This is a genomic window from Nocardia sp. GP40 (genome assembly GCF_050434125.1).
Lineage (GTDB): Bacteria > Actinomycetota > Actinomycetes > Mycobacteriales > Mycobacteriaceae > Nocardia > Nocardia albiluteola.
The window spans coordinates 523,840-549,949 of sequence record NZ_JBNPVW010000003.1; the positions used below are offsets into that span (position 1 = coordinate 523,840).

Below are 26,110 nucleotides of genomic sequence, written 5' to 3' on the forward strand. Positions count from 1 at the left end.
CGGTCTCCGGCATCGACGGCGGCATCACGCTGGTCATTCGAGTCCCTCTCATGCGGCATGCCATCCATCGCCCCACAGGGACTCCAGGCGTTCGAAGTACGTCTCGTACTGCGGCCCAACGACATCGGTGGAGAAACGGGAGATCGCGTACTCGCGAATGCCCCGGTAGTCCAGCTTGTCCACCGATTCGGCGGCATCGCAGAATTCGCGCAGCGTGTGGCAGCGGAAACCCTGCACGCCCTGCTGCACGGTCTCGGTGAAAACACCCCAGTCCGTGGTGATCACCGGGGTTCCGCAGAGCATCGCCTCGACATGCACGCCGCCGAACGGCTCCAGATACAGCGAGGGCACGAACACACCGCGGGCGCGGCTCATCAGCTCGCCGCGGCGCACGTGATCGACCACGCCGGCATACTCGGCGACCTCCGGCGGCGGCGCCTGCCCCGCCCCGGCCACGACGAGTCTCGCGCCCAGCCGCTCACACGTGTCGATGGCGATCTGAATGCCCTTGGGCTCCACCAGCCGACCGATGAACAGGAAGTAGTCGTCCTTCTCCGCCGAGAACGGAAAGTCCTCCACCTCATAATAATTCGGGATCACCGTGTCGTAGAACCGGCCGCGGGCGCTCATCACGCCGGGTACGGTGGTGCGCGAACCGTACACCGAGTGCATCCACGCATAGCTCTCGAAGACCCGGTAGTTGGCGAACACGCCGCTGTAGCCGATGCCGTATTCGACGGTCATCAACTCCGGAAACGTCCGGGCGATGGGCTTCTGACAGGTGCCGCCGAGGACGCAGATGAAGTCGCGGTCCCGCTTGCGCTGGGCGATCTCGGTGATGGCGCGATCGTTCGAGGTCACCCAGTGCGGGGCGCGCTGATCCCAGGTCATATTGGCCAGCTGCCGGTAGGGGTCGAAGTCGTCGAACCATTCGGCCTGCTCCCGCTTCGTCACGAGGGTGACGAATTCGGTGCACTCCGCGTCGTTCTCCTCGCCGCCGTACAGGAACACCTCGTGGCCCAGCCGCGTCATCATGGTCGCGAAGCGACGGTTCTTCTGCGTGTACGCGCACGGCTGGTAGTACTGGGTCGTCTGCGTATTGGGCTGGTTGACGACGTGGAATCGCATGGCGGAGGCTCACATTCGAACGGGGGGACGGCATGGGGTGCGCACGGGTCAGCGGTCGATAATCGGGCGCACGGACAGCGGGTCTTCGCCGACGGCCTCCTCCAGATGTTCCTTGCCGTCCAGATAGGGCGCGCGTTTACGTTCCTTCTGCTGATTGCCCTGACCCCCCTGACCGGCGCCCATACCGCCCATCGGGTAGCCACCCACCGGCCCGGCGGCGGTCTCCGCCACGCCCGCCCGGGGGACGACCTCCTCCTCGGCTGCCACGGCCATCACGCCGCTCACGGCGGTGCCGGCCGCGCGGGGGAACAGCTTGGCCTCGTCGAGGGGTGCCATAGCGGAACTGCCTCCGCCCCCTCCCGCACCGATGCCACCGCCACCGGTACCCGCCGGGTGGGTGCCGAATCCGAACAGGCCGCCGCTGCCCCAGAGACCGCTCACGCCCGGTATTCCGGATCCGGATCCGGAATGACCGGAGGAACCGGACGATGCACCGAACATGCCGGAACTCATGTTCTGCAGCATGTTCTCGAGCGACGACAATGCTCCCGAGGTACCGCTGAACAGGCTGCCGGCACCGCTCTGGCCGTAGGAGGACGACGAACCGGTATAGCCGCTCAGGCCGGAGCTCAGGGACAGGCTCGTGCCCGAGGAGTTACCGGCGCTGAAGTCGGCGGTCTTGGGGGACGATCCTCCGCTGCCGCCGCCGGTGCTGCCGCCGCCGGTGCCGGTGCTGTCGCTGCCGGTGCTGTCGCTGCCGGATCCGCTGCCGCTGCTGCTGCCTCCGCTGCCGCCGCTACCTCCGCTGGATCCTCCGTTGCTGGAACTGCTACTGCCGGAGCCGGATCCGCCGCTGCTGCCGCCGTCGGATCCGCTGCCGGAGCCGGATCCGCTGCCGCTGCCGGATCCGCTGCTGGATCCGGTGCCCTTGGCGTCGGCGGTGTTGGGGTCGGTGATGACCGGGATGCTCTTGACGATGGCGGCCAGGCCGCCGGCGTAGCCCTGGCTGGAACTGGTGGTGTCCCACCAAGTGTCGACGTCGTTCAGGGTGCTGTGGGTGCCGCCGGACCAGGTCCAGTTCTTGTCACCGGTGGGGGCGGTGTCGCCGGTCGTCACGGGAGCGATGTTGCCGTTGCCGTAGCCGGTCTCGTCGCCCCAGGTGGGTACCTGCTGGTGCACGTACCAGAAGAATTCGACTGTGTTCGCGATCGAGTTGTACATGTTCTGCATGGACGTGCCCATGGTCTGCGCCGCGGTCACATAACTCGTCACCGCGGTCTGTGCCGTCGACGCCGCCGAGCCACTCCAGGAATTGGGACCGAAGATGTTACTCATCGTCGACTGAAACGCGAAGACGGCGTTGTTCCACTGCTGATACATTTGCTGCCACTCGCCGGCCACCCATCCAACGGTGCCATTCCACTCATTGATGAGGTCGTTGATATTCGCGAAATCCGGCAGATCCGCGAACAGACTGCTCGGCTCGGGCGGGACACTGATCGAGGAGTCCGCGGAGACACCACTACTGACACCCGTCGCATACACCGGCGTGGTCCACTCATTATTGGTGGCCTCGACCGAGGTAATACCGCTGGTCAGATCCACCGGAGTGCCCGAGGACGGCACGACGAACAAATTCAGGTTCTCACTCTCGGCACCCTTGTACTTCTGCGCCGCGACATTGAAGGTGTCACCCATATCGGTGAGGATCTGCTGATGATTCTGCAGGACCGTCACGACCTCGTTCAGCTTCTTGTTGAAGACCCCGAACAGATTCGCCAGACTGACAAAGTTCGTGGTCCACGTCCCCGACTGACTATTCAACGACCAGTTCTTGGTGATCGACAATGTCGTCGGCAACTGCGTCGTGGACGTGTTCATGCCCTGCACCGCGGTAATCAACCCCATCACGGTCTTCAACAACGTCTCACACGCACCCGCGGCCGTGCCCAACACGGACGGGTCCAGAGTGAGCGAACCATTGTTCGCCCCATCCAACAATCCGGCCCAGTCGGTGCCATCGCTACCGCTGCCCGACATGACACTCCTGCCAATTCACCATTACTACGGGATACTCAAACACGGCGGGTCCTGCCTTTCGAGTCGCGGACCACGCGGACGCCGGTAGCGTCACCGGGTGTTCACCGTTCCGGGTGACGCCGAGAATTTCTTCGGGTGCTGGGCGTCCAGCGAACCCGCCGCTCCCGACGGGAGCGCCCCCGGCGCGCATCATGCCCTGTCGGATCTTGCGACTCACCACGAAATACATTCGCCCGCAGGTCTTTTGGAATAGTCGAGGCCGCGAATTCGGTCGTACGACACGACCCGGCCCTCCCCTCCTGCCCCGCGGTCACTGGCGCAGAGTCTCGCGCGGAGCCACGGGGCCGCCGCCACTGACGGTCACCGGGATGTCATCTCACCCCGGGGCTTCCGGTGAACACCCGATGTACAGAACGATTCCAAGGCCGGCGCCGGGAAGCCAACAGCCACATGGACGTGTACAAACCGGAAGGACGCGTTCGAACATCGAACCTGATGAATCTGTAGTAGGAGTGTCATGTCTGGCAGCGGTAGTGATGGCACCGACTGGGCCGGGCTACTGCATGGGGCGAACGATGGTTCGCTCACCCTGGATCCGTCCGTGTTGGGGACGGCCGCGAAGGCGTGTGAGACATTGCTGGGGACCGTGATGGGGTTGATCACGGCAGTGCAGGGCATGACACCATTGCCCACGACATTGTCGATCACCAAGAACTGGTCGATAAGTGGTCAGTCGGGGACGTGGACCACGGGTTTTGCCAGCATGGCGAACCTGTTCGCGGTCTTCAACAAGAAGCTGAACGATCTCGTGACGGTTCTGCAGAATCATCAGCAGATCCTCACCGATATGGGTGACACCTTCAATGTCGCGGCTCAGAAGTACAAGGGCGCCGAGATCGATAACGCGAGTCTGTTCACTGTGCCGTCCGCGGGAACCAAGGTGGATCTGTCCAGCGTCACACCGCCTGCGGCCACCGACGGTGAGTGGGCCACGCCGGTGTATGCGACGGGTGTCAGCAGTGGTGTTTCCGCGGACTCCTCGATCAGTGTCCCGCCCGAGCCGAGCAGCCTGTTCACGGATCTGCCGGACTTCGCGAATATCAACGACCTCATCCAAAAATGGGAGGGCACCGTCGCATGGGTGGCCGGTCAGTGGAACGAAATGTATCAGACATGGAACAACGCCGTCTTCACGTTCCAGTCGACGATGAGCAACCTCTTCGGCCCCACTACCTGGAGTGGTTCGGCAGCATCGACCGCAAAAACCGCGGTGACAAATTATTTAACCGCGGCGCAGACCACGGGCACGTCCATGCAGAACATGTACAACTCGATGGCGAACACGGTCGAATTCACGTGGTACACGCACCAGAACATACCCACCTGGGGCGACGAGACCGGCTACGGCAACGGCAGCATTTCTCCCGTGACGGCAACCACCACCGTCACCACCACCAACCCCCTCACCGGCGCGCCGACCAGCACCACCACCACCAAGACCCCCCCCACCGGTGACACGAACTGGACCTGGACCGGCGGCACCCTGAGCAGCGTCGACACATGGTGGGACACCACCAGTTCCAGCCAGGGCTACGCCGGTGGCCTGGCCGCCATCGTCAAGAGCATCCCGGTCATCACCGACCCCAACATCGCCGACGCCAAGGGATCCGGCAGCAGCAGCGGCAGCAACAGCGGATCCAACAGCGGCAGCAACAGCGGATCCGACAGCGGCAGTAACAGCGGCAGCGGCGGAGGCGGCGGAGGCGGCAGCACCAGCAGCAGCGGCAGCGGATCCGGCAGCGACAGCAACGGCAACGGAGGCGGAAGCAGCAGCACCGGCAGCGGAAGGGGCGGCAGCACCGGAGGCGGAACCGGAGGTTCCAGCGGATCCGGCGGCAGTTCCAGCAGCATGAGCAACCCGTTCGGCCTCGGCGCACTCGCCAGCGGCGCCAGCGGAATGGACGCCTCGGGCCTGCTCAACCTGTTCTCCGAGGTGATGCAGCTCGTCTCATCGGGCATACCGATGCTGCAGCAGCTCGGTATGCAACTCGCCGCCGACCTCGGGCCTGGGCTGCAGGCGCTGGCGTCGGCGGTCCAGAACGGGGCCATGACCGTGAAACAGGCGATGGCCGACGCCACCAAACATGTCGGCACCGAGCTCGACGAGTTCCGGCACCAGTTCGACCACGGCCCCGCGGGACCGAAGATCCCGGAACTGGATCTGTCGCTGACTCCCCGTGCGGGCGTGACCAATTGGGGTCCGCAGGGCTACACACCCGACGTGGTCCCGAACCTCACCATCAGTACGGGCGGCACGGCCGTCGTCGACGGTCAGCCCGCCGCCTCCGGCGTCACCGTGAAGGGAGAGCAGTAGGTGGAACACACCTGGCAGCTGACCGGCCTGGAGTATCTGGTGCTGCGCGAACGCCTCCTCGGCCGCCCGAACAGCTGGCCGTTCCGGACGGTCACCACCATCGAGAGCGCCTGGGACTACCAGTTCGTCAAGGCCCGCATCTGGGGTGAGCTGAGGGCGAAGTGGGATGCCGAGCTCGCCGAAGTGCTGACGGCATCGATGGACCCCGACATCCGGCTCATCGCACAGGTTTTCGGCGCCCGGGGCAACAACGCCACCCGGGATCTGCTCATGGCCAAACGATTCGGCGACCGCGCGGTGGTGATCCAGGGTTTCAACCCCACCTCGCTGTACAGCCACGACCACTTCGACATCACCCTCTGCGACGCCGCGGCCATGTCCCGCGTCCTGGTCGACCGGCTGCCGCCGATGACGCCGGGCTCACAGCCCCGGGTGGAGCTGCTCAGCTACGACAAGGAGGAGACCGTCGACCACTGGACCCACGGGAAGAGCGGCTTCTACGATGACGGCGACACCGTCGACGCGCGGAGCCGGTACTGGCAGGCGGCGCCGAAGTCGCGCGTGGGCAGCATCCAGATCACCCCGGGCCAGTCCAGATTCGGCCCGCGCGGCAAGGTCACCAAGCACATCTTCTGGGAGGAACACCGCGGCGACGGCTGCTACGTCGTGGACCTCGGGCCACCGATCGCGGCCGTCGCGGCCGACGGCGAGCGGTTGCGCGCCGACATCGACGCACAGTGCGCCGAGCTGCTGATCGTGCGGCAGGACGAGTCCCGGCAGGGAACCGCTCGCGAGAGCGTCTACGACGAATGGTGAACGCGCGCCGCAGACTCGAGCACGGGCATTCCGACACGGTTTGGGAGGCAGAGTGGTTCAGCACAACACCCGGCTGATCGCAGACACCGCCGGGGTCTTGGACGGCATCCACGAGGTCATCACGAGGCTGGCCGACGCCCGCCGCCGCTGCCAGGCCGTCACCGCCACCGTGACCGCGGAGCACGGAAGTATCAGCGTCACGGCCGACGGCTCCAGCGCGGTGACCGACATCGAATTTGCCGACGACGCAGATCAACTCGGCTACGCCCGCCTCGCACGTTCCACCGTGCAGGCCGCCCAGGCGGCAGGTGCGGAGGTCCGGCACCGCGCCGACGCGATCATGGCGCCGCTACGCGATCAGCTCAACCGGCTACCCGGTCCCGCCGAGATGATCGGTGGGCTGTCCGCGCGGGGCGATATCCCCGCGCCCCCTCCAGCGCTGCTGACCCCGCCCGGCGCGCGCGAGCCGACGCCCGTAACTGCCGGCGCACAACCGCATCCGGGCATCGAAGCCGCTGACCAGTCGGTCGCCGAGCTCGTCCGGCTGCAGCACGCGCGCACACTGCTAGTGGCGACCGGCACCGCCGAGCAGCGCCGCGTGGCGGTCACGGTGAACGCGGACTGCATCATCGTCGACATCCAATTCTCCCCCGGCATCGCCGATCTCGACCCCGACGAGATCGCGGCGGCGATCCTCGCGGCGTCGCGGGCGGCGGTGCCCGAGGTGGCACGGCGGGTGAAAGCGCTGTTCGCGCCGGTGTCCTACGACCGATCCGGATTCCCCGGCATCGCCGAGACGTTAGCGGGGCTGGAAAACCTCCGCGATCAATTGCGGTGAGCGGCAACGCGAGCCGTCACCCACACATCACTGCTAGTACGGGAGTATCACGGTGGCACCGAATCCCAACGACCTGGCCCTCACGAGCTGGTCCGGCCTGACCGGTAGCAACGATCTCATGCTCGAATCCGGCACCGCAGAGAAGTGCGCACAGCACGTCGCGGACATGCTCGACGCCGTCGTGGGCGTGCAGACCTGGATCCGGAGCAATAACGCCCAGGCCAGCCCGCCGATCAGCCTGACGACCTCGGGGGCGAATTTGTCGATGGTGTACCAGCAGAAGATCTCCCTCGAGATGCCGCAGCGGATGGTGCAGCACCACAACATCCTCACCGATATGGGCAACACCTTCATTTCGGCCGGAAAGTTGTACGACACCACCGAGCACAACAACGCGACGAATTTCGACAGCATCTCCTTCGACGCCGGCTCAGGCACCGCACCGACCGGATCGCCGGAGCCGCAGACGATTCCGAACTATTCGACCAAGTTCCATGCCAAGCGCGGCACGGACTATTATCCGTGGACCTTCGGCGGCCCCGAAAGCGGAGCACAGCTGGCCTGGGGCGACTTCTGGCGGATCGGGCACTCGATCGACGCACAGAAGGTCGCGGATGCCGGGGGCATCTGGTTCTGGCTGTCGAACCAGCTCGACACCGGCTTCACTACGTTGCGCGAGCGCATCTCGGCCGTGTCGGATCAATGGACCGGGCAGGGGGCACAGGCCGCCATCCAGGCCACCTCGCAGTACGTGTACGCCTCCCAGCAGCTCACCGGCGATATGAACCTGCTGGGCAAGAACCTGCTGTTCACCTCCGGCTGGCTGGCGAAGACCCAGGCCATGTCCACCCCGCCGACACCCGCGCCCGAGATGTACGCCGGCGGGGATCCCACCACGATCCAACAGGCGCTGACCGTCATGCAGAACAACTTCACCACCTACTACACCGATAATTTCCCGACCACGGCCAGCGGCATCGTCATCCTGCCGCCGCCCACGATCGTAGCCCCGGCAGGCGACACGACCACCCGTGATCCGAGTACCTCCGGCGACAACAGCGGTACGAATAACCCCGGCAACAGCAATACGGACACCACCGGCTCATCCGGTGGCGACACGAACAGCACATCGGATTCCAGATCCTCCGGTGGCTACGGCGGAGGATCCGACCACGGCGGCAACTACTCGGACAGCAACACCAGCTACGACAATGGCGGCCCCACGTACAACCCGACCACCGGGAAAACGGACTCCACCAGTACCCCTTCCTCGCTGCCGAATACGATCAAGGACCTCTCGACGACCCCGGACGGCACGGCGTCCTCGCTCGGCGGCATGCCGCTGCTGGCGCCGCTGGGAGGCCCCGGACCGATCGGCCCCCTGGGCAACACGGGCCTCGGTAAGGGACTCGGCCGCAGCCTGGCCGCCACCGAGGAGGAACTCGAGCGCGAGGAGTCCAAACTCTTCCCCCGGTCGGTCCTGCCGCCCGAGGAGAAGCTCCCCAAGGCCGGCCTGATGGAGGAGGAGGGCCGCGAGCCCGGGTTCCCGATGGGCGGCGGGCGCGGCAGCAAGGACGAGGAGAAGGAAAAGAAGCGCCTGGACATCCTCGACTCCACCGAACACCTGGACGAGGCCATGGGCACGCTGGGACGCATCGTACGGCCGGTACTCGACCGATGAGCGAGTCCTGGTCGCTGACCGATGTCGAGCTGATCGTGTTGTGGGACACGCTGTTCGGGGATCGACTGCCCACACCGCTGTTCGCGTTGCAGCGCGGATCGAACGTCGACGACTGGGCGGTGCTGGCCGCCGGCGCCCGCGCCGCGCTACGCGCCCGCGACGACGGCGCACTGTACGACGCGCTCGGCCGAGCAGCACGGGCCGACGTACTGGTGCGCCTGCACGCCATCGACCCGAGGGACCACGAGGATCCGCTGACCCGGCTACGTGTGCTCGGCGCCCGCCAGGGCGCGGTGGCCGTGCTTATCCGCCAGCTGCCCGGCGAAACTGTGTGGCACAGTGGCGGATTCGTGATCACCATGGGCGAAGCGGAACGACTGGCCGGTGCGATGGCCGGCACGCTGCCGCCGTGCCCGCAGGCGAGCGGACCGGACATCCCGCTCGCAACCCCGAGGCCCGGCCACACCGGCCCTCGGCACGGCCACTCCCCCGCCCACGCCGACTATCTGGACGCCGAACGCCGCGGCGCGGCCTGGCGCAAGCATCCGGCGGACCGCGCCGGCGCCTTCGAAATCGTCTTGGGCAGTTCAATTTTCGGCCCGCGCGGAATCATCCCACACCGCGTCTCCTGGCGCGATGTGACGGGCGTCGGTCGCTACGCCGTCGCCGAGACCGCAGAGCCGGTCGCTGTACCCGCGGACCGGCACCGGCTCGCGGCCATGATCGACGCCGAGATCGCCAAGGTACTGCAGACACTGGAGGACGAGCGCTGTGCCTGAATCATCCTGGAGCGCCGCATCATCCTGGGACTCCGACCCGGGCGACGCGGCCGCACCGTTCGGCGCCGTCCTGCACGACGGCGTCTACACCGGCGACGACCCGGACGAGCCGGATGCGTCCGATGCCCCGGACGGCGCGGCAACCGGGGCGCCCGACGGGGACGACGCTGGCTTCGCCACCTACTCCGTCGGCCAGGCATCCCTGCGCGGCGGCGAGATCCAGCTCACGGCAACCGATTCCGGGCTCCCGCTCGCCCTCCGCGTCTCGGCCGCCCAGCTCCGGCGCGAGCCCCGGGACCTCGGTGACGACCTGGTGCGACTGTGCCGCCTCGCCGCGGGCCGCGCCGGCCTGACCCGCCGCTCCTACCTGACCGACATCGGTATCCCGGCGCACGCGGTGGAACTGCTGGGCCTGCCCACCCAGACCGAGGTGGAGCGCATGGAACTGGCCGACGAGGCCGTACACGAGTACGAGCCCCGCAGCCTGATGGAGCCGGACGGGAGCATCTGGTGACAACCGACGACTTCGCCGCGTTCGAGGAGTCCGCGCAGGCCCGGCTCGATCGCATGCAACAGCTATCGGACGACCTGGCCGCCCTCGAGATCCGGCACACCGGCGTCGGCGGAGCGGTCACCGTCGTCGTGGACGGGTCCGCCCGGCTGCTGGACATTGTGCTCTCCGTGGACATTTCGCGGCTCTCGCCGGCCGAGTTCGGGCGCGCGGTCATCGACACCGCCGCGGCCGCCACGCACCGGGCCCTGGCCCGCCGCGGTGCGCTGATCAGCGAATTCAACGAACAGGTGAACAGTTGACGTTCGCCGTTCCGAGCGGTTGCCCAACTCGGCCCGCTCATTAGCATTCATCGCAAAACCCCTGCGTAGCAGCCATATCGCAGATCACGAGGAGCGCACCATGGCAGACACTCTCGATATACGGCCCGGGTCGTTCCGGCAGTACGGCAACATCTCCCAGGCCATAGCCACGACGGTCGGCGCTGTCGGGGCGATCGATCAGGCCGCCAGCGTCGCGGCCGCGGTGCCGGTATTCGGGCTGATCGGGCAGGAGTTCCTCGCCAGTTTCGCCTACGCGCAGGCCAATCACTGTGCGGCCCTGGCGGATCTGGTCGACAACTACACGACCACCGCGACCGCGGCTCACTCGTCCGCCGCATCCTACGAGCAGCACGAGCAGCACAGCGTGGACACCTTCGCCGCGACGACACGGGTCGCCGAACAGTGACTCCCGCCGCCGAACCCCTTGCGGCACCGTTACATCCGAGTGTCCTGGACGCGTTGCGCAACACCCCGGCCGCGCCACTGGCGGGCCTGCCGGCCGCGCAGGTGCTGGCCGGAGTGGGACTGCCCGGGTTGCCGGCGGTTCCCGCCGCGCTGCCCATGCTGCCGGGCGCGCCGATGCTGCCGCCGCTGGATCCGGCCGCACTGGTCAAGCCGATCACCGACCTGTTCGGCGGATTCGGCGACGGCCGGCTCGGCGCGGGCGGCGTGCTCAACCCACAGACCCTGCTGCAGAATGTGATGCAAGCCATCGAGACCGCGACGCAGTGGGCCGGACAAGGCATCTCGCTGTTGCAGACGATGCAGAGCGCCGGCACGCTCGCCGCGACCACCTCGGCGACGTCCGCCCTGGGCACCTCGGCGGAGATCTCCGATCAGGCGCTGCAGATGCACACCACCATGGGCGTGGCGGCCGGCACGGTCGCGGTCGGCTACGCCCAGATGGCTGCGGTGGCGGCGAAATTCGCGCTCACCGCCGCCGCTCTGGGCCCCACCCTGGTCACCCCGCCGGGTCAGGCGGCGCTACTGGCCACTGCCCTGGAGACCGGCGCCGAGGCCACGGCGATCACCGCGAAGACCAAGGGGCAGCTGGCCTGTCACTCCGCGAATATGGCCCGGTGCGGCACCCGCGTCAAACCCACATCCAAGCCGAAGCTCGGCGCGCTGCGGGCCGCCGAGCCCGCGACGACGGCGGCCCCCGCCTCGAGTGCCTCCGGTTCGCAAACCCAGCTGCCGCAGCTGCTTTCGATGCTGCAGGGCGTCGTGGCGCCGCTGCAGACCGCCGCACAGCAGGTCGGTCAGTATCTGCCCGCGAGCGTCCCGGCCGGTCATGCGGCAGTATCCGCGGCCCTGACCGCGCCGCTGGTGGGCGCCCGCGGACTCGGCGGCCCCGCAACGAATATCGCCGCCTCGGAGCCGCTGACCCAGTGGCAGCAGGAGGGCGTCGCGGCGACGGCCGAATCGTCGGAATTCACCGCGATACCGCTCGGCGGGGTCGCGGAGACCTCCGAGGAGGAGATGCTGCCGCCGATACTCCCCGGCGCCGGCATCGCGCCCGGCGGCGGCCGGGGCGGCGCCGCCACCCCCGAATCGCTGGTCACCGGGCAGCACGGCGACGAACTCGTCGGCGAGGCGCCCGATGACGTGGCCGCGCCCGTCATCGGCGCCCTCGCCACCGACAGTAATCCCGACACCCCGTTCAGTCTCTAGAGGAGAAAACTATGAGCCGCATCGCTTTCGACCATGGTCTGGCCCGGATCGCGGCCGGTCGGCTGGACACCCTCGCCGATGTGCTCGAGAGCCGGATGACCGATTCGGCGCCCACCCTGCACCCGGCTGCCGCGGCCCTGGACCCGGTCTCCCTCCGCACCGCACAGACCCTCGGCGGCGCCGGCGAGTCGTTCCGGGAGTCGTACCTCAGCGGCGTGCACGAGCTGCGCAAGATCGCCGCGAACCTGCGTACCCACGCCGACACCCACGAGAACACCGAGGGCGACGCCGCCGGGCTGTTCAGCCCCCTGATGTGAATCCCGCGACCGCGGAGTCACCGCGGTCGCGCGAGAAGGAGTGACACGATGGTCGAACCGTCGCACCCGGGCTTCACCGGCAGGGTGTGGGACGCCGTCCCGGCCGAGCAGTTGGCCCACGAACTGACCACGGGCCCCGGCGCGGCCCCCGTCGCCGAGACCGGCCTGGCCTACGGCGCGTTCAGCGCCGGGCTCGGTGAGGCAGCCGCCGAGTATCGCGCCATCCTGTCCGTCGTCGGCGATGCCTGGGGCTCGGAGTCCAGCAGGGACGGCCTGGCGCAGCTCGCACAGCTGGCCGACTGGCTCGATCACCTCGGCAGCGCGGCCCGCCAGAACGCCGAGACCGCACTGCATCAGGCCACGTCCTACGAGATCGCCGAGCTGGCCATGCCGCCCGTCGCGGAGGTCACCCAGGCCGTGCGGACGGCGCACACCATGGTGCAGGGCACACCGCTCGGCGCACCGCTGGCCGGTCTGTTCGACACCGCCGAACAGCAACTCGACGAGCTGCGCGCCCAGGCCGCGCAGGTGATGCGCACCTACGAGGCGGCCAGCGAGAAGATGGCGCACCCGTGGGAGCAACAGCGTGCGCCTCTGGTCTCCGACGGCGCGAGCCTGATCTCGGACAATTCGCCGGGCCGCGGATCCGAGCAGCCGCAGGGCCCACCGGAGAACGCCGCGACGGTCACGCAACCCACGCTGCAAGTGCAGCTACCGCAGGTGGATCTGTCGATGATGAACACGACCCCGACTGTGCCCATCGGTGTGGACAGCCTGCTGCTGACGCCGGTCGCCCCGCCACTGCTCGTCACGCCCTCGGCGACCGCGATCGTGCAGCCCGCCTTGATGGCCCAACCCCTGCCGGCGGTCCCGCCGCCCCTGCCGGCGCCGAACGCCCCGGCATACGGCGCCGCCGCAGCGGCAACGACCTCGGAGACCGTCGAGGAGACGTCGGCCGCCGGCGCCGCCGATTTCATCGACCTCGGCGGCCTCTCGATCGCCGCCGGATTCACCGCTGCCCCCGCCGTTCTGGGCCGCGGCGCACAGCAGCTACCCGTCGTCGCGGCGCCGGGGGCGTAATGCGCGCCCACACCACAGCACCGGGGGCCGATCGCCGATGACAACGCTCACAAGCGACGGCATGCTCACCGTCGCCGCGTCACTCGGCGTGCAGACCCTGCCCACCGTGCTGGCGCTGCGGCCCCGGCACACAGACCACGAGGAACTCGCCGCCGCCCGCGCCGCTACCGCGACCGCGCTGCGCGAGCGCTGCGTCCTCGATGCGGCCGGGGACCCGCTGGACGATGAGCTCACCACGGCTCTGGTCGCGCTGGCCCGCCCGGATCGTCAGCTGGCGATGCGAATTCGCCGCGACGGCACAGTGATTCGGCTCTGCCTGGTCCGCCGTGGTCTCGAGCACGCGTTGGCCGTGCGCACCGGAGACAACCTGGACGTGCGCACGGTCTGGGGCGACGACGACCCCGCGACGCTGGCCCGCCCGCTGCTGGCAGCCCTCGGCCCCTGCCCGGCCGCGGACCTGCTGCCGTTCAGCGTGCCGACCGCTGAGCTCCAGGAGCGTTTCGATGCGACCGACTCCAGCTACGCCGATGCCGCCTATCGACTCGGCATGCCCGAATCCGATGCCATAACGCTCGGATTGGCGCTGCGTCAGTGCCAGTCGGTCGCCGAACTCGTCTGCTACAGCCAGGGCGAGGCCCGCCCGATCCGCGGCGGCGCGAGTGCCGCGATCTACGACACGCCCGCCGGACGCGTCATCGGGAGCGGCAGCGTCGCCGCCGACGGCCGGGCCTGGACCACGCTCGCCCCGGGCGGCGACCGCCGGCTTGCGCAGGCGATCACCGCGCTCGTCGAGGCGCTGCCGGAAGGTAGGTGGATGCCCTAGCCGTTCGTATACGCCGCGGTGGCGTGCGCTCGCCGTGGCGGCGCCACGAAATATTCCGAGCATTTCCGGGTGATTTCCCATCCGGAATTCGAACACAGAAAGTGAGCTGCGACCATGGTCGTACAGAATGATTCCGGCGCGTCCGCACAGGCCCAGCAGAACATGGGCAACTCGGTGGACGCCCTGCGCGCCAAGATCACCAAGATAACCCAGGCCGTCGATGCGGCAAAGAGCGGCTGGCAGGGCTCCGCGTTCAAGGCGTGCGCGAATGCCGCCGACGCCTGGGACGCCAAGGCCAAGAAACTCAACTCCACCCTGGACGAGATCACCAACGAGGTCGGCAAGGGCAACCAGTCCTACACCGGTCTGGAGGGCGACAACGAGCAGCAATTCAATCAGCTGGTGAATACCGATGCCCCGAACGCGGCATCTTCCTGGACCTCACTGCGCGCCTGACGCACGAGTCACCCAACCTATCCCGACACGAAGGATTCGATATGTCGTCCGATTTCATGAAGTACGAGGAAGGGGTCCTGCAGGACCTTTCCGATCAGCTCAGCCAGTTCGCGAAGGATCTCGGTAGCGAGTCGACCGATTTCCACACCCACGCCAAGGCCCTGGCGGCCGCGTGGGAAGGCAACGCCGGTCTGGCCGCGTTCCAGAACTCGGTGAAGAAGTGGGACACCCAGTTCGGCCCGGAGGGTGACACCAGCAAGGATACCGCAATCGGGCTGTTGAACACGCTGTCCACGTCGGTCAGCCAGGCACTGCAGAACGCGAAGGCCGCCGACAACGGCGTGAAGAACGCGTTCTCCGCGTACGAGTAGTCCGATTCGCACGCGGGGCCCGGCACAGCGTGGTGCCGGGCCCCGCATCGTGCCGGGAGCCGCCCCGGATCAGGTCGGCTGCAACACCTCCCGCTGGCGTTGCGTCGCCCCCTCCAGATACCGCCGCTCCTCCGGAATCGACACCACCTGCACCGTCAGTTCCCCGCCCGCCGTGCGAATGTGCACTCGTCCAGGCTGTTCCGCGGATTCGACCAGTACCACGTCGGCCTCGAGCACGGCCGCCGATACCTCTCCGGGTTCTCGCACGTGCACCACCGTCGCCTCGGAAACCTGTCCCGCCGAACCGATTCCGTCGTAGACGATGATCGTCGCGGCCGCGGTGTGGTGCGCGCCGCCGCCCGGCCGGGTCACCGACAGCGCCTCGGGCCGGTCGATCATGGCGGCCAGATGCAGCCACGCCTCCCCGCGCACGGTGTGCACGATGACCCGCGCACCGACCGCTACCGCGCGCAGGATCATCTGCTGGACCAGGTGCAGGCTGCCCACGATCTCCACCGTCCGCACCGCCGGTCCGAACAGCGGCACCGCGACGCCGAAACCGCCCTCGGTCGCGCCGATCACCTGCCCGCAGTCGCCAGCGGGCACCGACAGCCCGGCCAGCGCGGTGGGCGGGCCGGACGCGGCGCCGACCGGCGCGAGCGATCCGCCCTCCAGCAGCACCCTCCGCTGCAGCCCGGCCAGCGGCCGCAATCCCATCTTCCGCAGCATCTTCCGATCGGCGCCGGGCCCGCCGACGCGAGTGTCGTGGCGTACCAGCGCACTCACCGATACCTCGCCGCCGTCCCCTCCGGGCGCCCGCGGGCCGGATGCGGGGGTCAGCCGCAGGCGCAACAGCGTCGACATCCCGGGCAGCGACCAAATACCTGCCAGCACTTCGGAATTGAGCCGACTCGGGCGCACGGCGTACCCGGTCAGCTCGATCGTCTCGTGCCGCATCGCATGCCACCGCTCGGTCCAGTCGCCGGGCGCGGCGCCGTGCAGCATCTCGGCTTCGGCGGCGGTGAGCTCGGCCGCGGTCAGCGCACGCACCCGCACCCCGCGCGTGGCCAGGCGGCCCGCGACCCGGCGGGTCGCGACCAACGCCGTGCGCAGGGCGCCCTCGTGCCCGCCGCCGCGGCTCTCGATCGCCTCGGCGTTGGCCACCGGATCGAAGCGCAACACCAGGCAGACCGTGCGCGAGGTGGACGCGGGCAGCGGGCCCAGCAGCCGCTCGTAGAGCTGCACCACCTCGTGGCTGCCGCGGGTGCGCACACCGAGGGTGACCACGTCGATCGCGGCCAGGCGGATGTCGAACTGCGACAGGCAGCGCGCCGCCTCGGCCAGCGGCACCGCGTCGCCGGTGCGAATCTCCTGCGGGCGCAACAGGGTCGGCGCCACGTTCGCGCGTTCGACCCGCAGCATCGTGAGCACGTGCCTGCCGTCCCAGCGCATGCCGCAGCGCTCGCCGGCCGCATCCGGCACCGGCACGTCGAACGGCTCGGCCGGCCCGGCAATATCACCGCCGCGCCGACTCCGCAACCGGAGCGCGGCCCGCATTTCCAGAGTTTGCCAAATATTTCTTTCGTTAATCCTGGCGGCACCTAGAACCGCAATTCCGAAACCGATTCCGAGGGTCGCCAAAAGCGGAGCATGAAAGGCGACGGCAGTCGTTCCCGCGACCGCGCCGGAGAGTGCGGACGGCAGCACCTCCGGCAACGGAAATCGGTCGAACGGCCCACGCTTCCCGCCCACCAGCTGGGGAATCTCCGGGTTCGCCGGGGATTCCGGGATATCGGCGACGGGTACGGCCTCGGTCCCGTTTTCCGGAGAGTTGATCATTTTGTGCCCAACCCGCACGGCGGCGATTTCACTCATTCGACACATCTCCCATCGGCACTGCCCCCCGCAGTACGGTAGCCTCCCATACGCTCGCTGATTTCGTGAGCTCCGGGAATTGGCGAGGAGGTGCAATTGCCCGCACAGTTGACGACCCGGGCACAGGTCAATGGGTATCTATTCCTGTTACAGCGTTTCGATCATGCGCTGGTGCGTCGCGATGTGCACATGCTGCACGATCCGATGCGTATCCAATACCGATCGTGGATCACCGGATTCGTCCTGGCAGCGCTCGTCGCGGGCGGCTGCGCGGTACTGGGGTTCCTGCATCCCCAGGGGCAGGTGGGCGACTCCAAGATCATCATGGGTTCGCACAGCGGCGCGCTGTACGTGGTGGTGGGCAAGACGCTGCATCCGGTGCTGAATCTGGCCTCGGCGCGCTTGGTCGCGGGCAGTGGCGCCGCGCCTGCGCCGGTCGAGGAGGCCAAACTCTCCGATATGCCGCGCGGTTCGCTGCTCGGTATACCCGGCGCCCCGGCCGCCCTGCCCGGCCCGTCGAGCGCCCGGTCCGCCTGGGCCGTCTGCGACGATGTCGGCTCCGGATTGAATACCACTGTGCTGGAAGGCAATCCGCAACTCGGCCCGCAGGTGCACCCGACCGCGGCAGGCGAGGCACTGCTGGCCACCCGGGACGGAGCCAGCTATCTGATCTACGACGGCAGGCACGCCCGGGTCGACACCGCCAATGCCGCAATCGAATCCGCGCTGCAATTGCACGGGATAGCCCAGCGGCCGATCGGGACCGGCCTGCTGAACGCCACCGTGTCCGCGCCCGATCTGGCAGTGCCCGCGATCCCGAACGCCGGTGCGCCCAGCGCGGTGCACGGCACTCCGATCGGCACGGTGATCTCGGTCGAGGGCGAGCAGCCCGGATCGGCCATGCTGTACGTCGCGCTCGCCGACGGCATCCAGACCGTGTCCCCATTCACCGCCGAGGTGCTGCGCACCGCGAATTCGATGGGGCGCAACGAGATGACGCAGGTTGCCCCGGACGCCATCCGCGGTGTGCCGGTGGTGCACACCCTGCCGGTCGACCAATTCCCCGTCCAGCGCCCCGCCATCGTCTCCGCGGATACCGCGCCGATCGCCTGCGCGGCGTGGGCGCGCGGGCCGCACGATCCGGCGGCACAGCTGGGGGTGCTGATCGGCAGGCAGCTGCCCCTGCCCGACGGCGCACAGCCGCTGGACCTGGTCGGCGGCAGCACCGGCGCCGTGGCCGATGCCGCGTACGTGCCGCCGTCCACCGGTGAGTTCGTTCAGGTCACCGGGATCGAACCGGACAGCACCCGCCGCGACGGGCTGTTCTACATCACCGACACCGGGGTGCGGTTCGGCATTCCCGACGCGGCCACCGCAGCCGTGCTGGGGCTGTCCCAACCGAAACTCGTGCCCTGGCAGATCGTCGATCAGTTTCCCTCCGGGCCCATGCTGGACCGGCGGTCGGCGCTGATCGCCCGCGACACCGTCCCCGTCACCGGCCCCGGCCGGTGAACTCCGGGTGAACGACATGACCTTTCCCCACCGCACGCGGACGCATGCAGGAGCAATTCATTGATCGAATCATCGACTTCCGAGCCGCAGCTGTGCCGGGTCTCGGTGATCGGCGGCAATACGCAGGTGGACATGGTGCTGCCCACCACGGTCCCGATCGCCCACTTCATCCCCGATGTCGTCACACTCGTGGACTCGCGCAATCCGAACCTGAACGAGCACGACGAGGGCGTGCTCACCGCGCAGCGCTGGACGCTGTCCCGGCTCGGCCACGGCGCCATCGATCCTCTGCGCACCCTGACCGAGGCCGAGGTATACGACGGTGAGCTGCTGGTGCTGCGCACCGACGACGCCATCGACGCCCCGGCGCTGTTCGACGACGTCATCGACGCCGTCGCCCGCCTCACCGAAAGTTCTTTCCGCGGTTGGACTTCCGCGTCCGCGGCCCGCGCGGGCATGACCGGCGCCCTGCTCGCCGGGCTCGGCGCCTGCCTGCTGCTGCTGATCTCGAAGGCGCACGGCCAGGGCCTGGCCGCCGGCGGCGCAGGGCTCGGCGCCGGGCTGCTTGCCCTGGTGGTGGCCACCCTCTCGGCCCGGATGTACGCCGCGGAACAGCCCGCCACCGCACTGTCGCTGACCGGACTGCTACTCATGGGCAGCGGGGCCGCCGCGCTGGTGCCCGGCGCGCTCGGCGCGCCACATCTGCTGCTGGGCGGCGCGGTCGTGCTGCTGCTGGCCGTGCTGGCGCTGCGGGTCGTGTGCACCGGCCCGGCGATGTTCTCCGCCGTCGTCACCGCCGCGACGTTCACCACCGGCGCCGCCGCCGCGATGACGCTGTGGGGCGCCGCACCGGCGAAGGCCGCGGTGTCGGCGACCGCCCTTGCGCTGCTGGGCATCACGTCCGCCCCGCGCATCGCGGTGTGGGCCGCGCGGCTACCGGTGCCGCCGGTGCCGACCGCCGGCGGTGCCATCGATCCGCGCGATCACGAACCCCGTCCCACCGTCGAGGGCATCGGCGCGATCGGCGCCACCTCGATCCCCTCGGCGGCCGGGCTGGGCCGGCGCGCGAACCTCGCCAATGCGTATCAGACCGGCATCGTCCTGGGCATCGTGCTGGTCGCGGTCGCCGGGACGATCGTCACGGTCGCCGAGGCCGCCGAACACCGGTGGCAGGCGGTGGCGCTGGCGTTCGCGGTCGGCATCGTGCTGGCCCGGCGCGGGCGCGGATTCGCCGACCTCACCCAGGCCACTGCGCTGGTACTGGGCGGCTGTACGACGCTCGCCGCGCCGGCGGTGCTGCTCGGCGTCGGCCTGCACGGTGCGGCGTTACCGGGCGCGGCGGCGCTGCTGGTGCTGGTGGCACTGACCCTGCTGATCGGCGTCGCCGGGCCGCACCTCGAGATCTCGCCGCTGATGCAGCGCGCCGGCGAATGGTTCGAGTACCTGCTGATCTGCGCGATCGGGCCGCTGACGTTCTGGATCCTGGACATCTACGCCCTCGCCCGCAATGGCTAGCGCGGCAACGGTATCCCGCGCCCGCCGGCTCGGCGCCGCGGCCGCCGCCCTGGCGCTACCGCTCGCGCTGACCCTCACCCCGGCCGGGTCCGCCCGGGCCGTCGCACCGCCCGGGGTGAACCCGAACGCGCTGGTACTCAACGCGCCCGTCGCCCCGCCCGAACCGTCGCAGCAGCACCTGATGTGCTCGCACCCGACCTGGTCCGGCCCCCCGCCCGTCGGCGAGCCCGCCGTGCAGCGCGCGCTCGAGCTGCGCCAGGCCTGGCAATTCAGCCGCGGCGCCGGACAACTCGTGGCCGTCATCGATACCGGCGTCAACCCGCAGCCTCGCCTGAGCGTCGTGCCCGGCGGCGACTACGTCTCCAATTCCAACGGCACCACGGACTGCGACGGGCACGGCACCCTCGTCGCCGGGATCATCGCCGGCCATCCCGCACCCGACGGCAGCGACGGCTTCTCCGGCATCGCGCCGGACGCGAGCATCCTGTCGATCCGCCAGACCAGCCTGGCCTATCAGGCCAAGGGCAGCTACAACTCGGACAGGTCTGGCGGGATGTCGGCCGGCGGCTTCGGGACCGTCGTCACCCTCGCCTACGCGGTGACTCATGCGGTCGACATGCACGCCTCGGTAATCAACATCTCCGAGGTGTCCTGCCGCGCGGCCGGGGACAACGCCGCCGACGGCGCCCTCGGCGCGGCGCTGAAATACGCGTACGACCACAACGTCGTCGTGGTCGCCGCGGCCGGCAACCTGGAAACACAGGGTGCGTGCAAGACCCAGAACGGCACCGCCGGTTGGGATTCGGTGAACACGGTCGCAAGCCCGGCCTGGTTCACCCCCTACGTACTGCCCGTCGGCTCGGTCGAGGCCGATGGCTCCCCCTCACCGTTCACTCTCTACGGCCCGTGGGTCGGAGTCGCCGCACCCGGCAGCAACCTGATGTCCCTGGACAGCGATCCCGGCGGCACCGGACTGGTCAACGGCACACCGCAGGCCAACGGCCCGGTCGCCCCCGTCGACGGGACCAGCTTCTCCAGCGCGTTCGTGGCGGGCCTGGCCGCGCTGGTGCGAGCCCACTACCCCCGGCTGTCCGCGGGCCAGGTCATCGACCGCATCGAACGCACCGCCCACGGCTTCGGCCCCAGCCACGACGACCGCGTCGGCGCCGGCATGATCGACCCGGTCGCGGCGCTGTCGGCGGCGCTGCCGCCGGTCCCGGCCGCGGCCGCCGCCGAAGCGATCCCGGCCCCGCCGGCGCCTCCCGCCGTAGACCCGTGGCCGCGCCGGATCAGCGCCGCGGGCGCGCTGACCTGTCTGGCGCTGCTGGGCCTGGTTCTGGGCCTGTCCGTGCCGTTCCGCCGCAAGCAGCGCACCCCCCTCGCCATGCCCGGCGACGACTGACCCCACCCACCCCGCCGGCTCCGCCCCCTCCGCCGGCCCATCGTTTCCCGAGGAGCCCTTCATGACGACGACACAGGGTTTCATCCGCCTGGCCCGCATCGCGCCGCCGCGCCCGCCGGGCGGCGAGGTGGTGCTGAACGCACCGCCGGAGATCAGCGCGCCGATCCCCAATCCGTTGTGGCAGCGGCTGATGCCCGTGGTAATGGTGGTCGCGATGGTCGGCATGGTGGGCCTGATGTTCACCATGAGCGGTAAGTCGATGCTGTCCAATCCGCTCACGATGATGTTCCCGATGATGATGCTGATGTCGATGGTCGGCATGTTCGCCGGGCGCGGCGGCGGGGGCGGCAAGCGGGCCGGCGAGCTCAACGAGGAACGCAAGGACTACTTCCGTTACCTGGAGCAGTTGCGACGTGACGTACGGCAGACCGGCGCCTCCCAGCGCGAGGCGCTGGCCTGGAACCATCCGGATCCGGCGAATCTGCACTCACTGATCGGCACCCGCCGGATGTGGGAGCGCCGCCCGAACGATCCCGACTTCGCGCATGTACGCATCGGCGTGGGCAGCCATCGGATCGCCACCAAACTGGCCCGCCCCGAGACCGGGCCGCTGGAGGATCTGGAACCGGTGGCGACGGTCGCACTGCGGCGCTTCGTGCGCACCCATTCGGTGGTGCACGGCCTGCCGACCGCGATCTCGCTGCGCGCGTTCCCCGCGATCAACATCGAGGGCACGCGCGAGCACGGCCGCACGCTGGTGCGCTCGATCCTGCTGGAGCTGGCCACCTTTCACGGCCCCGACCACATGGTGTTCGCCATCGTCACCGCCGATCCGGACGGGGAGGCGTGGGGATGGGCGAAATGGCTTCCGCATCTGCAACATCCGCGCGAGAACGACGGCATCGGCAGCATGCGCATGCTGTACGAGTCGCTGTCGGAGCTCGAGAGCTCGCTGACCGAGGAACTGCTCGAGCGCGGCCGGTTCCTGCGCAACGCACCGTCCACGGCCGGCCGCCTGCATCTGGTGATCGTCATCGACGACGGTTATGTCAGCGGTTCCGAACGCATCATCAGCGATGCCGGCCTCGACTCGGTGACCGTGCTGGATCTCAGCGCTCCGCAGGCGGGACTGGCGGTGCGCCGCGGGCTGCAACTCGTGGCGGAGGAGAACGTGATCGGCGCCCGCACCGGGGGTTCGGTGGAGAAGTTCGCGGGCCCCGACCGGGTCGGCCTCGACGTGGCCGCCACATTCGCCCGCGGCATGGCCCGCTACCGCCTGGCCACCACCGCGCAGATGGTCGACCTCGACGAGGACGGCGCCGGCGATCCGGGTTTGATGGCGCTGCTGAAGATTCCGGACGCGGCGACCATCGACGCCGACCGGGTATGGCGGCCCCGCTCCTCGCGCGAGCGGCTGCGCGTGCCGATCGGCATCACCCCCGACGGCAACCCCGTAGAGATCGATATCAAGGAGTCCGCCGAGAACGGCATGGGACCGCACGGACTGTGCATCGGCGCAACCGGTTCCGGCAAATCCGAATTTCTGCGCACCCTCGTGCTCTCGATGGTCACCACGCACTCACCTGATCTGCTGAACCTGGTGCTGGTCGACTTCAAGGGCGGCGCAACATTTCTCGGCCTCGACCCGCTGCCACACGTTGCGGCGGTGATCACCAACCTCGAGGAAGAACTCTCGATGGTCGACCGCATGCGCGACGCGCTGGCCGGTGAACTGAACCGCCGCCAGGAATTGTTACGTGCGGCAGGCAATTTCGCCAACGTCACCGAGTACGAGAAGGCCCGCGCCAACGGTGCGGCACTGGATCCGTTGCCGGCGTTGTTCGTCATCGTCGACGAATTCACCGAACTGCTGTCGCAGAAGCCGGATTTCGCCGAGCTGTTCGTGATGATCGGCCGCCTCGGCCGGTCGCTGCGCGTGCATCTACTGCTGGCCTCGCAGCGCCTCGAGGAGAACCGGCTGCGCGGACTGGACTCGCACCTGTCCTATCGGATCGGCCTGCGCACCTTCTCCGCCGGCGAGTCCCGGCAGGTGCTCGGCATCACCGACGCCTACCACCTGCCCGCGCAGCCCGGTGCGGGCTATCTGAAGAGCGATTCCTCGGATCCGTCGCGATTCAACGCCACCTATGTCTCCGGCCCCTATACGCCGCCGGTCGCCCGGCGCACCGGAGGCGTCGTCGCGGGCGCGGCAGCCGGCGAGGTCGGCCTGTTCACCGCCACCGCCGTCGCCGTCCACAAGGCGGTGCCGGTGCAGGTGGAACTGCCGAGCCTGGCCGAACTGCTCGCCGAGGAACCGCCGTCGGGTACCGAACGCTCACTGCTGCAGGTGGTGGTCGAACGCCTCACCGGCCACGGGCGACCCGCGCACGAGGTGTGGCTGCCACCGTTGGACATCTCCCCGACCGTGGATATGCTGCTGCCACAAGAGGATTGGCGGGCCCCGGAGAATCGGCACGGCAAGCTGTGGCTCCCGATCGGCATCATCGACAAACCGTATGAACAGAAGCGCGATGTGCTCACCATCGACCTGGCCGGCGCGCAGGGCAATGTCGCGATCGTCGGCGGGCCGCAGTCCGGCAAGTCCAATGCGCTGCGCACCGTCATCATGGCCGCCGCGGCCACCCACACCCCCGAACAGGTGCAGTTCTACTGCCTCGACTTCGGCGGCGGCACCCTCGCCGGCCTCAACGGCCTGCCGCACGTCGGCTCGGCCGCCGGCCGGCTCGAGGCCGACCGGGTGCGTCGCACCATCGCGGAACTCAGCACTCTGCTGCGCCGGCGCGAGGCCCGCTTCCTGCAACTCGGCATCGAAACCATGCGCGACTTCCGCAAGGCCAAGGCCGAGCTGGCCGCCCTCCCGCCCGACCGGCACGGCGGACATCCCTTGTCCGAGGACCTGTTCGGGGATGTGTTCCTCGTGATCGACGGCTGGCTGACCTTCCGCGAGGAGTTCGAATTCCTCGAGCCGCAGGTACACGCGCTCGCCGCGCGCGGGTTGTCCTACGGTATCCACCTGATGCTCGGCGCGAACCGCTGGGGTGAGATCCGTCCCGCGGTCAAGGACCAGATCGGCACCCGCATCGAGCTGCGCCTCGGCGACCCGTCCGATTCCGAGATGGACCGGCGCGGCGCGGCGGGCGTGCCGATCAACCGGCCCGGTCGCGGCCTCACCGCCACCAAGCTGCACATGCTCGTCGCACTACCTCGGCTGGACACCGACACCGACCCGAACACGCTGACCGAGGGGGTCAACGCGGCCAAGGAGGCGTTGCGGGAGATATACGGCGAGCGGCGAGCACCCGCGGTGCGTATGCTGCCGCTGGAGCTGCCACGCGAGCACGTGCTGGCCATCACCCGTGAACAGAACGTGCGGCTGGATCGCCAGCGGATGTTGATCGGCCTGTCCGAATCCGAATTGCAGCCCATGGTGCTGGATTTCGCGGATTCGCCGCACCTGATGATCTTCGGCGACGTCGGCAACGGCAAGACCACCCTCTTGCGAAATATCGCCCAGGGCATCGTGGAGAACTCCACACCCGACGAGGCCCGGATCGTCCTGATCGACTACCGCCGCACGCTGCTCGGCGCGATCGATACCAAGCATCTGGCCGCATATTCCACCAGCGCCCAGACCTCGATTCCGACGCTGAAGGAGGTCGCGGGCTTCGTCTCCGAACGCATCCCCGGATCCGATATCACCCCCACCGAGCTGCGCGAACGCAGCTGGTGGTCCGGGCCGGAGGTGTATGTGATCGTCGACGACTACGACATGGTGGCCAACAACAATCCGCTGCTACCGCTGATGGATCTCATCCCGCAGGCCCGCGACGTCGGCCTGCACGTCATCATCGCCCGTCGTTCCGGCGGCGCGTCCCGCGCACTGTTCGACAATGTCCTGGGCCCACTCAAGGACATGTCGGTGGACGCGTTCCTGATGAGCGTCCCCAAGGATGAAGGCATCCTGATCAGCGACGTCCGCCCCGCCACCTATCCACCCGGCCGCGGCATGCTGGTCTCCCGCAGCCGCGGCGGCCGGGAACTGGTACAAATCAGTCAGATGCCCCCGCTGTAGGCGAGTGACCGCCGCCCCAGGTCGTTGGCCTGCCTCCCATTACCGGCATCACGGTTGCCGTCTCCTAATCCGCCCCATGCGAGCCACCGGCGGGTAGCGGGTGCTCGTGGAGGCGGGATCGAACCCTGCTCAGGACGCTGCCAGTGCGTCGTCACGTCGGCGCAGGCTGTCGAGCCAGTCGATGATGGCGCGCAGGGCGAGCCCGAAATTGCCTACCTGACAGTGATTTTGGGCCTGCTCATGGTGGGTGAAGACGCGAGCGGTGAGCGAGCTGGTGGCGGTGAGCAGCGCGACCTGGTCGACGAAGTGCTGGTTCGGGATGTAGTGGTCCTCGTTGCCGTGCAACAGCAGCACATCCTGGGTCACCCGCGCCGAGACCGATGCTGTCTCGTAGTCGCGGGGCGAATGATTGGTCCAAGTGCCGTGCCCGTAGGCAAGTAGTGCGAGACCGATGCCCCTCGTCGGCGCGGCCGGTTGCCGGCAACTGCCGAGACATCCGCGGCGG

General features: G+C 68.7%; 22 protein-coding genes. 18 read left to right on the forward strand and 4 right to left on the reverse strand.

Features of this window, described 5'->3' with window-relative positions; all coding sequences use genetic code 11:
* Nucleotides 1-48 precede the first annotated feature (48 nt).
* Complete coding sequence (locus tag ABH933_RS11260) at nucleotides 49-1,128, reverse strand: glycosyltransferase (RefSeq protein WP_429416892.1); 1,080 nt, start codon at nucleotides 1,126-1,128, stop codon at nucleotides 49-51.
* 48 nt (nucleotides 1,129-1,176) lie between these two features.
* Nucleotides 1,177-3,168 carry a hypothetical protein gene (locus ABH933_RS11265; protein WP_429416895.1) on the reverse strand — a complete coding sequence of 664 codons (1,992 nt, stop codon included), beginning with the start codon at nucleotides 3,166-3,168 and terminating at the stop codon, nucleotides 1,177-1,179.
* 517 nt (nucleotides 3,169-3,685) lie between these two features.
* Between ABH933_RS11265 and ABH933_RS11270 the strand changes: the two genes are divergently transcribed.
* The 14 genes from ABH933_RS11270 to ABH933_RS11335 all read left to right on the forward strand — a co-directional run bounded on the left by ABH933_RS11270 (nucleotide 3,686) and on the right by ABH933_RS11335 (nucleotide 15,208).
* Nucleotides 3,686-5,542, forward strand: a complete 1,857-nt coding sequence (locus ABH933_RS11270) for a hypothetical protein (RefSeq protein WP_429416898.1) — start codon at nucleotides 3,686-3,688, stop codon at nucleotides 5,540-5,542.
* Complete coding sequence (locus ABH933_RS11275; RefSeq protein ID WP_429416901.1) at nucleotides 5,543-6,358, forward strand: ESX secretion-associated protein EspG; 816 nt, start codon at nucleotides 5,543-5,545, stop codon at nucleotides 6,356-6,358.
* Nucleotides 6,359-6,410: 52 nt separating this feature from the next.
* Nucleotides 6,411-7,196: a YbaB/EbfC family nucleoid-associated protein gene (locus tag ABH933_RS11280; RefSeq protein WP_429416904.1), complete on the forward strand. Its 786-nt coding sequence runs from the start codon at nucleotides 6,411-6,413 to the stop codon at nucleotides 7,194-7,196.
* A 52-nt stretch (nucleotides 7,197-7,248) separates the two neighbouring features.
* Nucleotides 7,249-8,877: a hypothetical protein gene (locus ABH933_RS11285; protein ID WP_429416906.1), complete on the forward strand. Its 1,629-nt coding sequence runs from the start codon at nucleotides 7,249-7,251 to the stop codon at nucleotides 8,875-8,877.
* The gene (locus tag ABH933_RS11290) at nucleotides 8,874-9,656 is read left to right on the forward strand and encodes an ESX secretion-associated protein EspG (protein WP_429416908.1); all 783 of its coding nucleotides are present in this window, start codon (nucleotides 8,874-8,876) and stop codon (nucleotides 9,654-9,656) included. Before ABH933_RS11285 ends, ABH933_RS11290 begins: the two co-directional genes overlap by 4 nt.
* Nucleotides 9,649-10,170 (forward strand): hypothetical protein, encoded by a 522-nt coding sequence (locus tag ABH933_RS11295; protein WP_429416911.1) that lies wholly within the window; start codon nucleotides 9,649-9,651, stop codon nucleotides 10,168-10,170. The genes ABH933_RS11290 and ABH933_RS11295 overlap by 8 nt, the downstream gene beginning before the upstream one ends.
* The gene (locus ABH933_RS11300; RefSeq protein ID WP_429416914.1) at nucleotides 10,167-10,469 is read left to right on the forward strand and encodes a YbaB/EbfC family nucleoid-associated protein; all 303 of its coding nucleotides are present in this window, start codon (nucleotides 10,167-10,169) and stop codon (nucleotides 10,467-10,469) included. Before ABH933_RS11295 ends, ABH933_RS11300 begins: the two co-directional genes overlap by 4 nt.
* Before the next feature lie 100 nt (nucleotides 10,470-10,569).
* A complete protein-coding gene (locus tag ABH933_RS11305) occupies nucleotides 10,570-10,896 on the forward strand; it encodes a type VII secretion target (RefSeq protein WP_429416917.1) in 327 nt (108 codons plus the stop codon).
* Nucleotides 10,893-12,161, forward strand: a complete 1,269-nt coding sequence (locus tag ABH933_RS11310) for a hypothetical protein (RefSeq protein WP_429416920.1) — start codon at nucleotides 10,893-10,895, stop codon at nucleotides 12,159-12,161. The genes ABH933_RS11305 and ABH933_RS11310 overlap by 4 nt, the downstream gene beginning before the upstream one ends.
* 11 nt (nucleotides 12,162-12,172) lie before the next feature.
* The gene (locus tag ABH933_RS11315; protein ID WP_429416923.1) at nucleotides 12,173-12,478 is read left to right on the forward strand and encodes a PE family protein; all 306 of its coding nucleotides are present in this window, start codon (nucleotides 12,173-12,175) and stop codon (nucleotides 12,476-12,478) included.
* Nucleotides 12,479-12,526: 48 nt separating this feature from the next.
* The gene (locus tag ABH933_RS11320; RefSeq protein WP_429416926.1) at nucleotides 12,527-13,558 is read left to right on the forward strand and encodes a PPE domain-containing protein; all 1,032 of its coding nucleotides are present in this window, start codon (nucleotides 12,527-12,529) and stop codon (nucleotides 13,556-13,558) included.
* Between the two features lie 37 nt (nucleotides 13,559-13,595).
* Nucleotides 13,596-14,381 (forward strand): ESX secretion-associated protein EspG, encoded by a 786-nt coding sequence (locus ABH933_RS11325; protein WP_429416929.1) that lies wholly within the window; start codon nucleotides 13,596-13,598, stop codon nucleotides 14,379-14,381.
* A gap of 114 nt (nucleotides 14,382-14,495) precedes the next feature.
* Nucleotides 14,496-14,837, forward strand: coding sequence for a WXG100 family type VII secretion target (locus ABH933_RS11330; RefSeq protein WP_429416932.1), 342 nt, complete (start codon nucleotides 14,496-14,498; stop codon nucleotides 14,835-14,837).
* A 41-nt stretch (nucleotides 14,838-14,878) separates the two neighbouring features.
* Nucleotides 14,879-15,208: a WXG100 family type VII secretion target gene (locus ABH933_RS11335; protein ID WP_429416935.1), complete on the forward strand. Its 330-nt coding sequence runs from the start codon at nucleotides 14,879-14,881 to the stop codon at nucleotides 15,206-15,208.
* Between the two features lie 69 nt (nucleotides 15,209-15,277).
* Here the strand turns inward: ABH933_RS11335 and eccE are convergent, their stop codons facing one another.
* Nucleotides 15,278-17,092, reverse strand: coding sequence for a type VII secretion protein EccE (gene eccE, locus ABH933_RS11340; RefSeq protein ID WP_429455023.1), 1,815 nt, complete (start codon nucleotides 17,090-17,092; stop codon nucleotides 15,278-15,280).
* A gap of 87 nt (nucleotides 17,093-17,179) precedes the next feature.
* On the opposite strand from eccE, the gene eccB reads away from it, so the two are divergent.
* The 4 genes from eccB (at nucleotide 17,180) to eccCa (ending at nucleotide 25,605) form a co-directional block, all read left to right on the forward strand.
* A complete protein-coding gene (gene eccB / locus ABH933_RS11345; RefSeq protein ID WP_429416941.1) occupies nucleotides 17,180-18,595 on the forward strand; it encodes a type VII secretion protein EccB in 1,416 nt (471 codons plus the stop codon).
* Nucleotides 18,596-18,655: 60 nt separating this feature from the next.
* Nucleotides 18,656-20,110 carry a type VII secretion integral membrane protein EccD gene (eccD, locus tag ABH933_RS11350; protein WP_429416944.1) on the forward strand — a complete coding sequence of 485 codons (1,455 nt, stop codon included), beginning with the start codon at nucleotides 18,656-18,658 and terminating at the stop codon, nucleotides 20,108-20,110.
* Nucleotides 20,103-21,512, forward strand: a complete 1,410-nt coding sequence (mycP, locus tag ABH933_RS11355) for a type VII secretion-associated serine protease mycosin (RefSeq protein ID WP_429416946.1) — start codon at nucleotides 20,103-20,105, stop codon at nucleotides 21,510-21,512. The genes eccD and mycP overlap by 8 nt, the downstream gene beginning before the upstream one ends.
* Nucleotides 21,513-21,573: 61 nt before the next feature.
* Nucleotides 21,574-25,605, forward strand: a complete 4,032-nt coding sequence (gene eccCa / locus ABH933_RS11360) for a type VII secretion protein EccCa (protein WP_429416948.1) — start codon at nucleotides 21,574-21,576, stop codon at nucleotides 25,603-25,605.
* Between the two features lie 129 nt (nucleotides 25,606-25,734).
* Here eccCa and ABH933_RS11365 read toward each other — a convergent pair whose 3' ends face one another.
* On the reverse strand, nucleotides 25,735-25,971 hold the full coding sequence (locus ABH933_RS11365; protein ID WP_429416951.1) for a hypothetical protein: 237 nt from the start codon (nucleotides 25,969-25,971) through the stop codon (nucleotides 25,735-25,737).
* Nucleotides 25,972-26,110 lie beyond the last annotated feature (139 nt).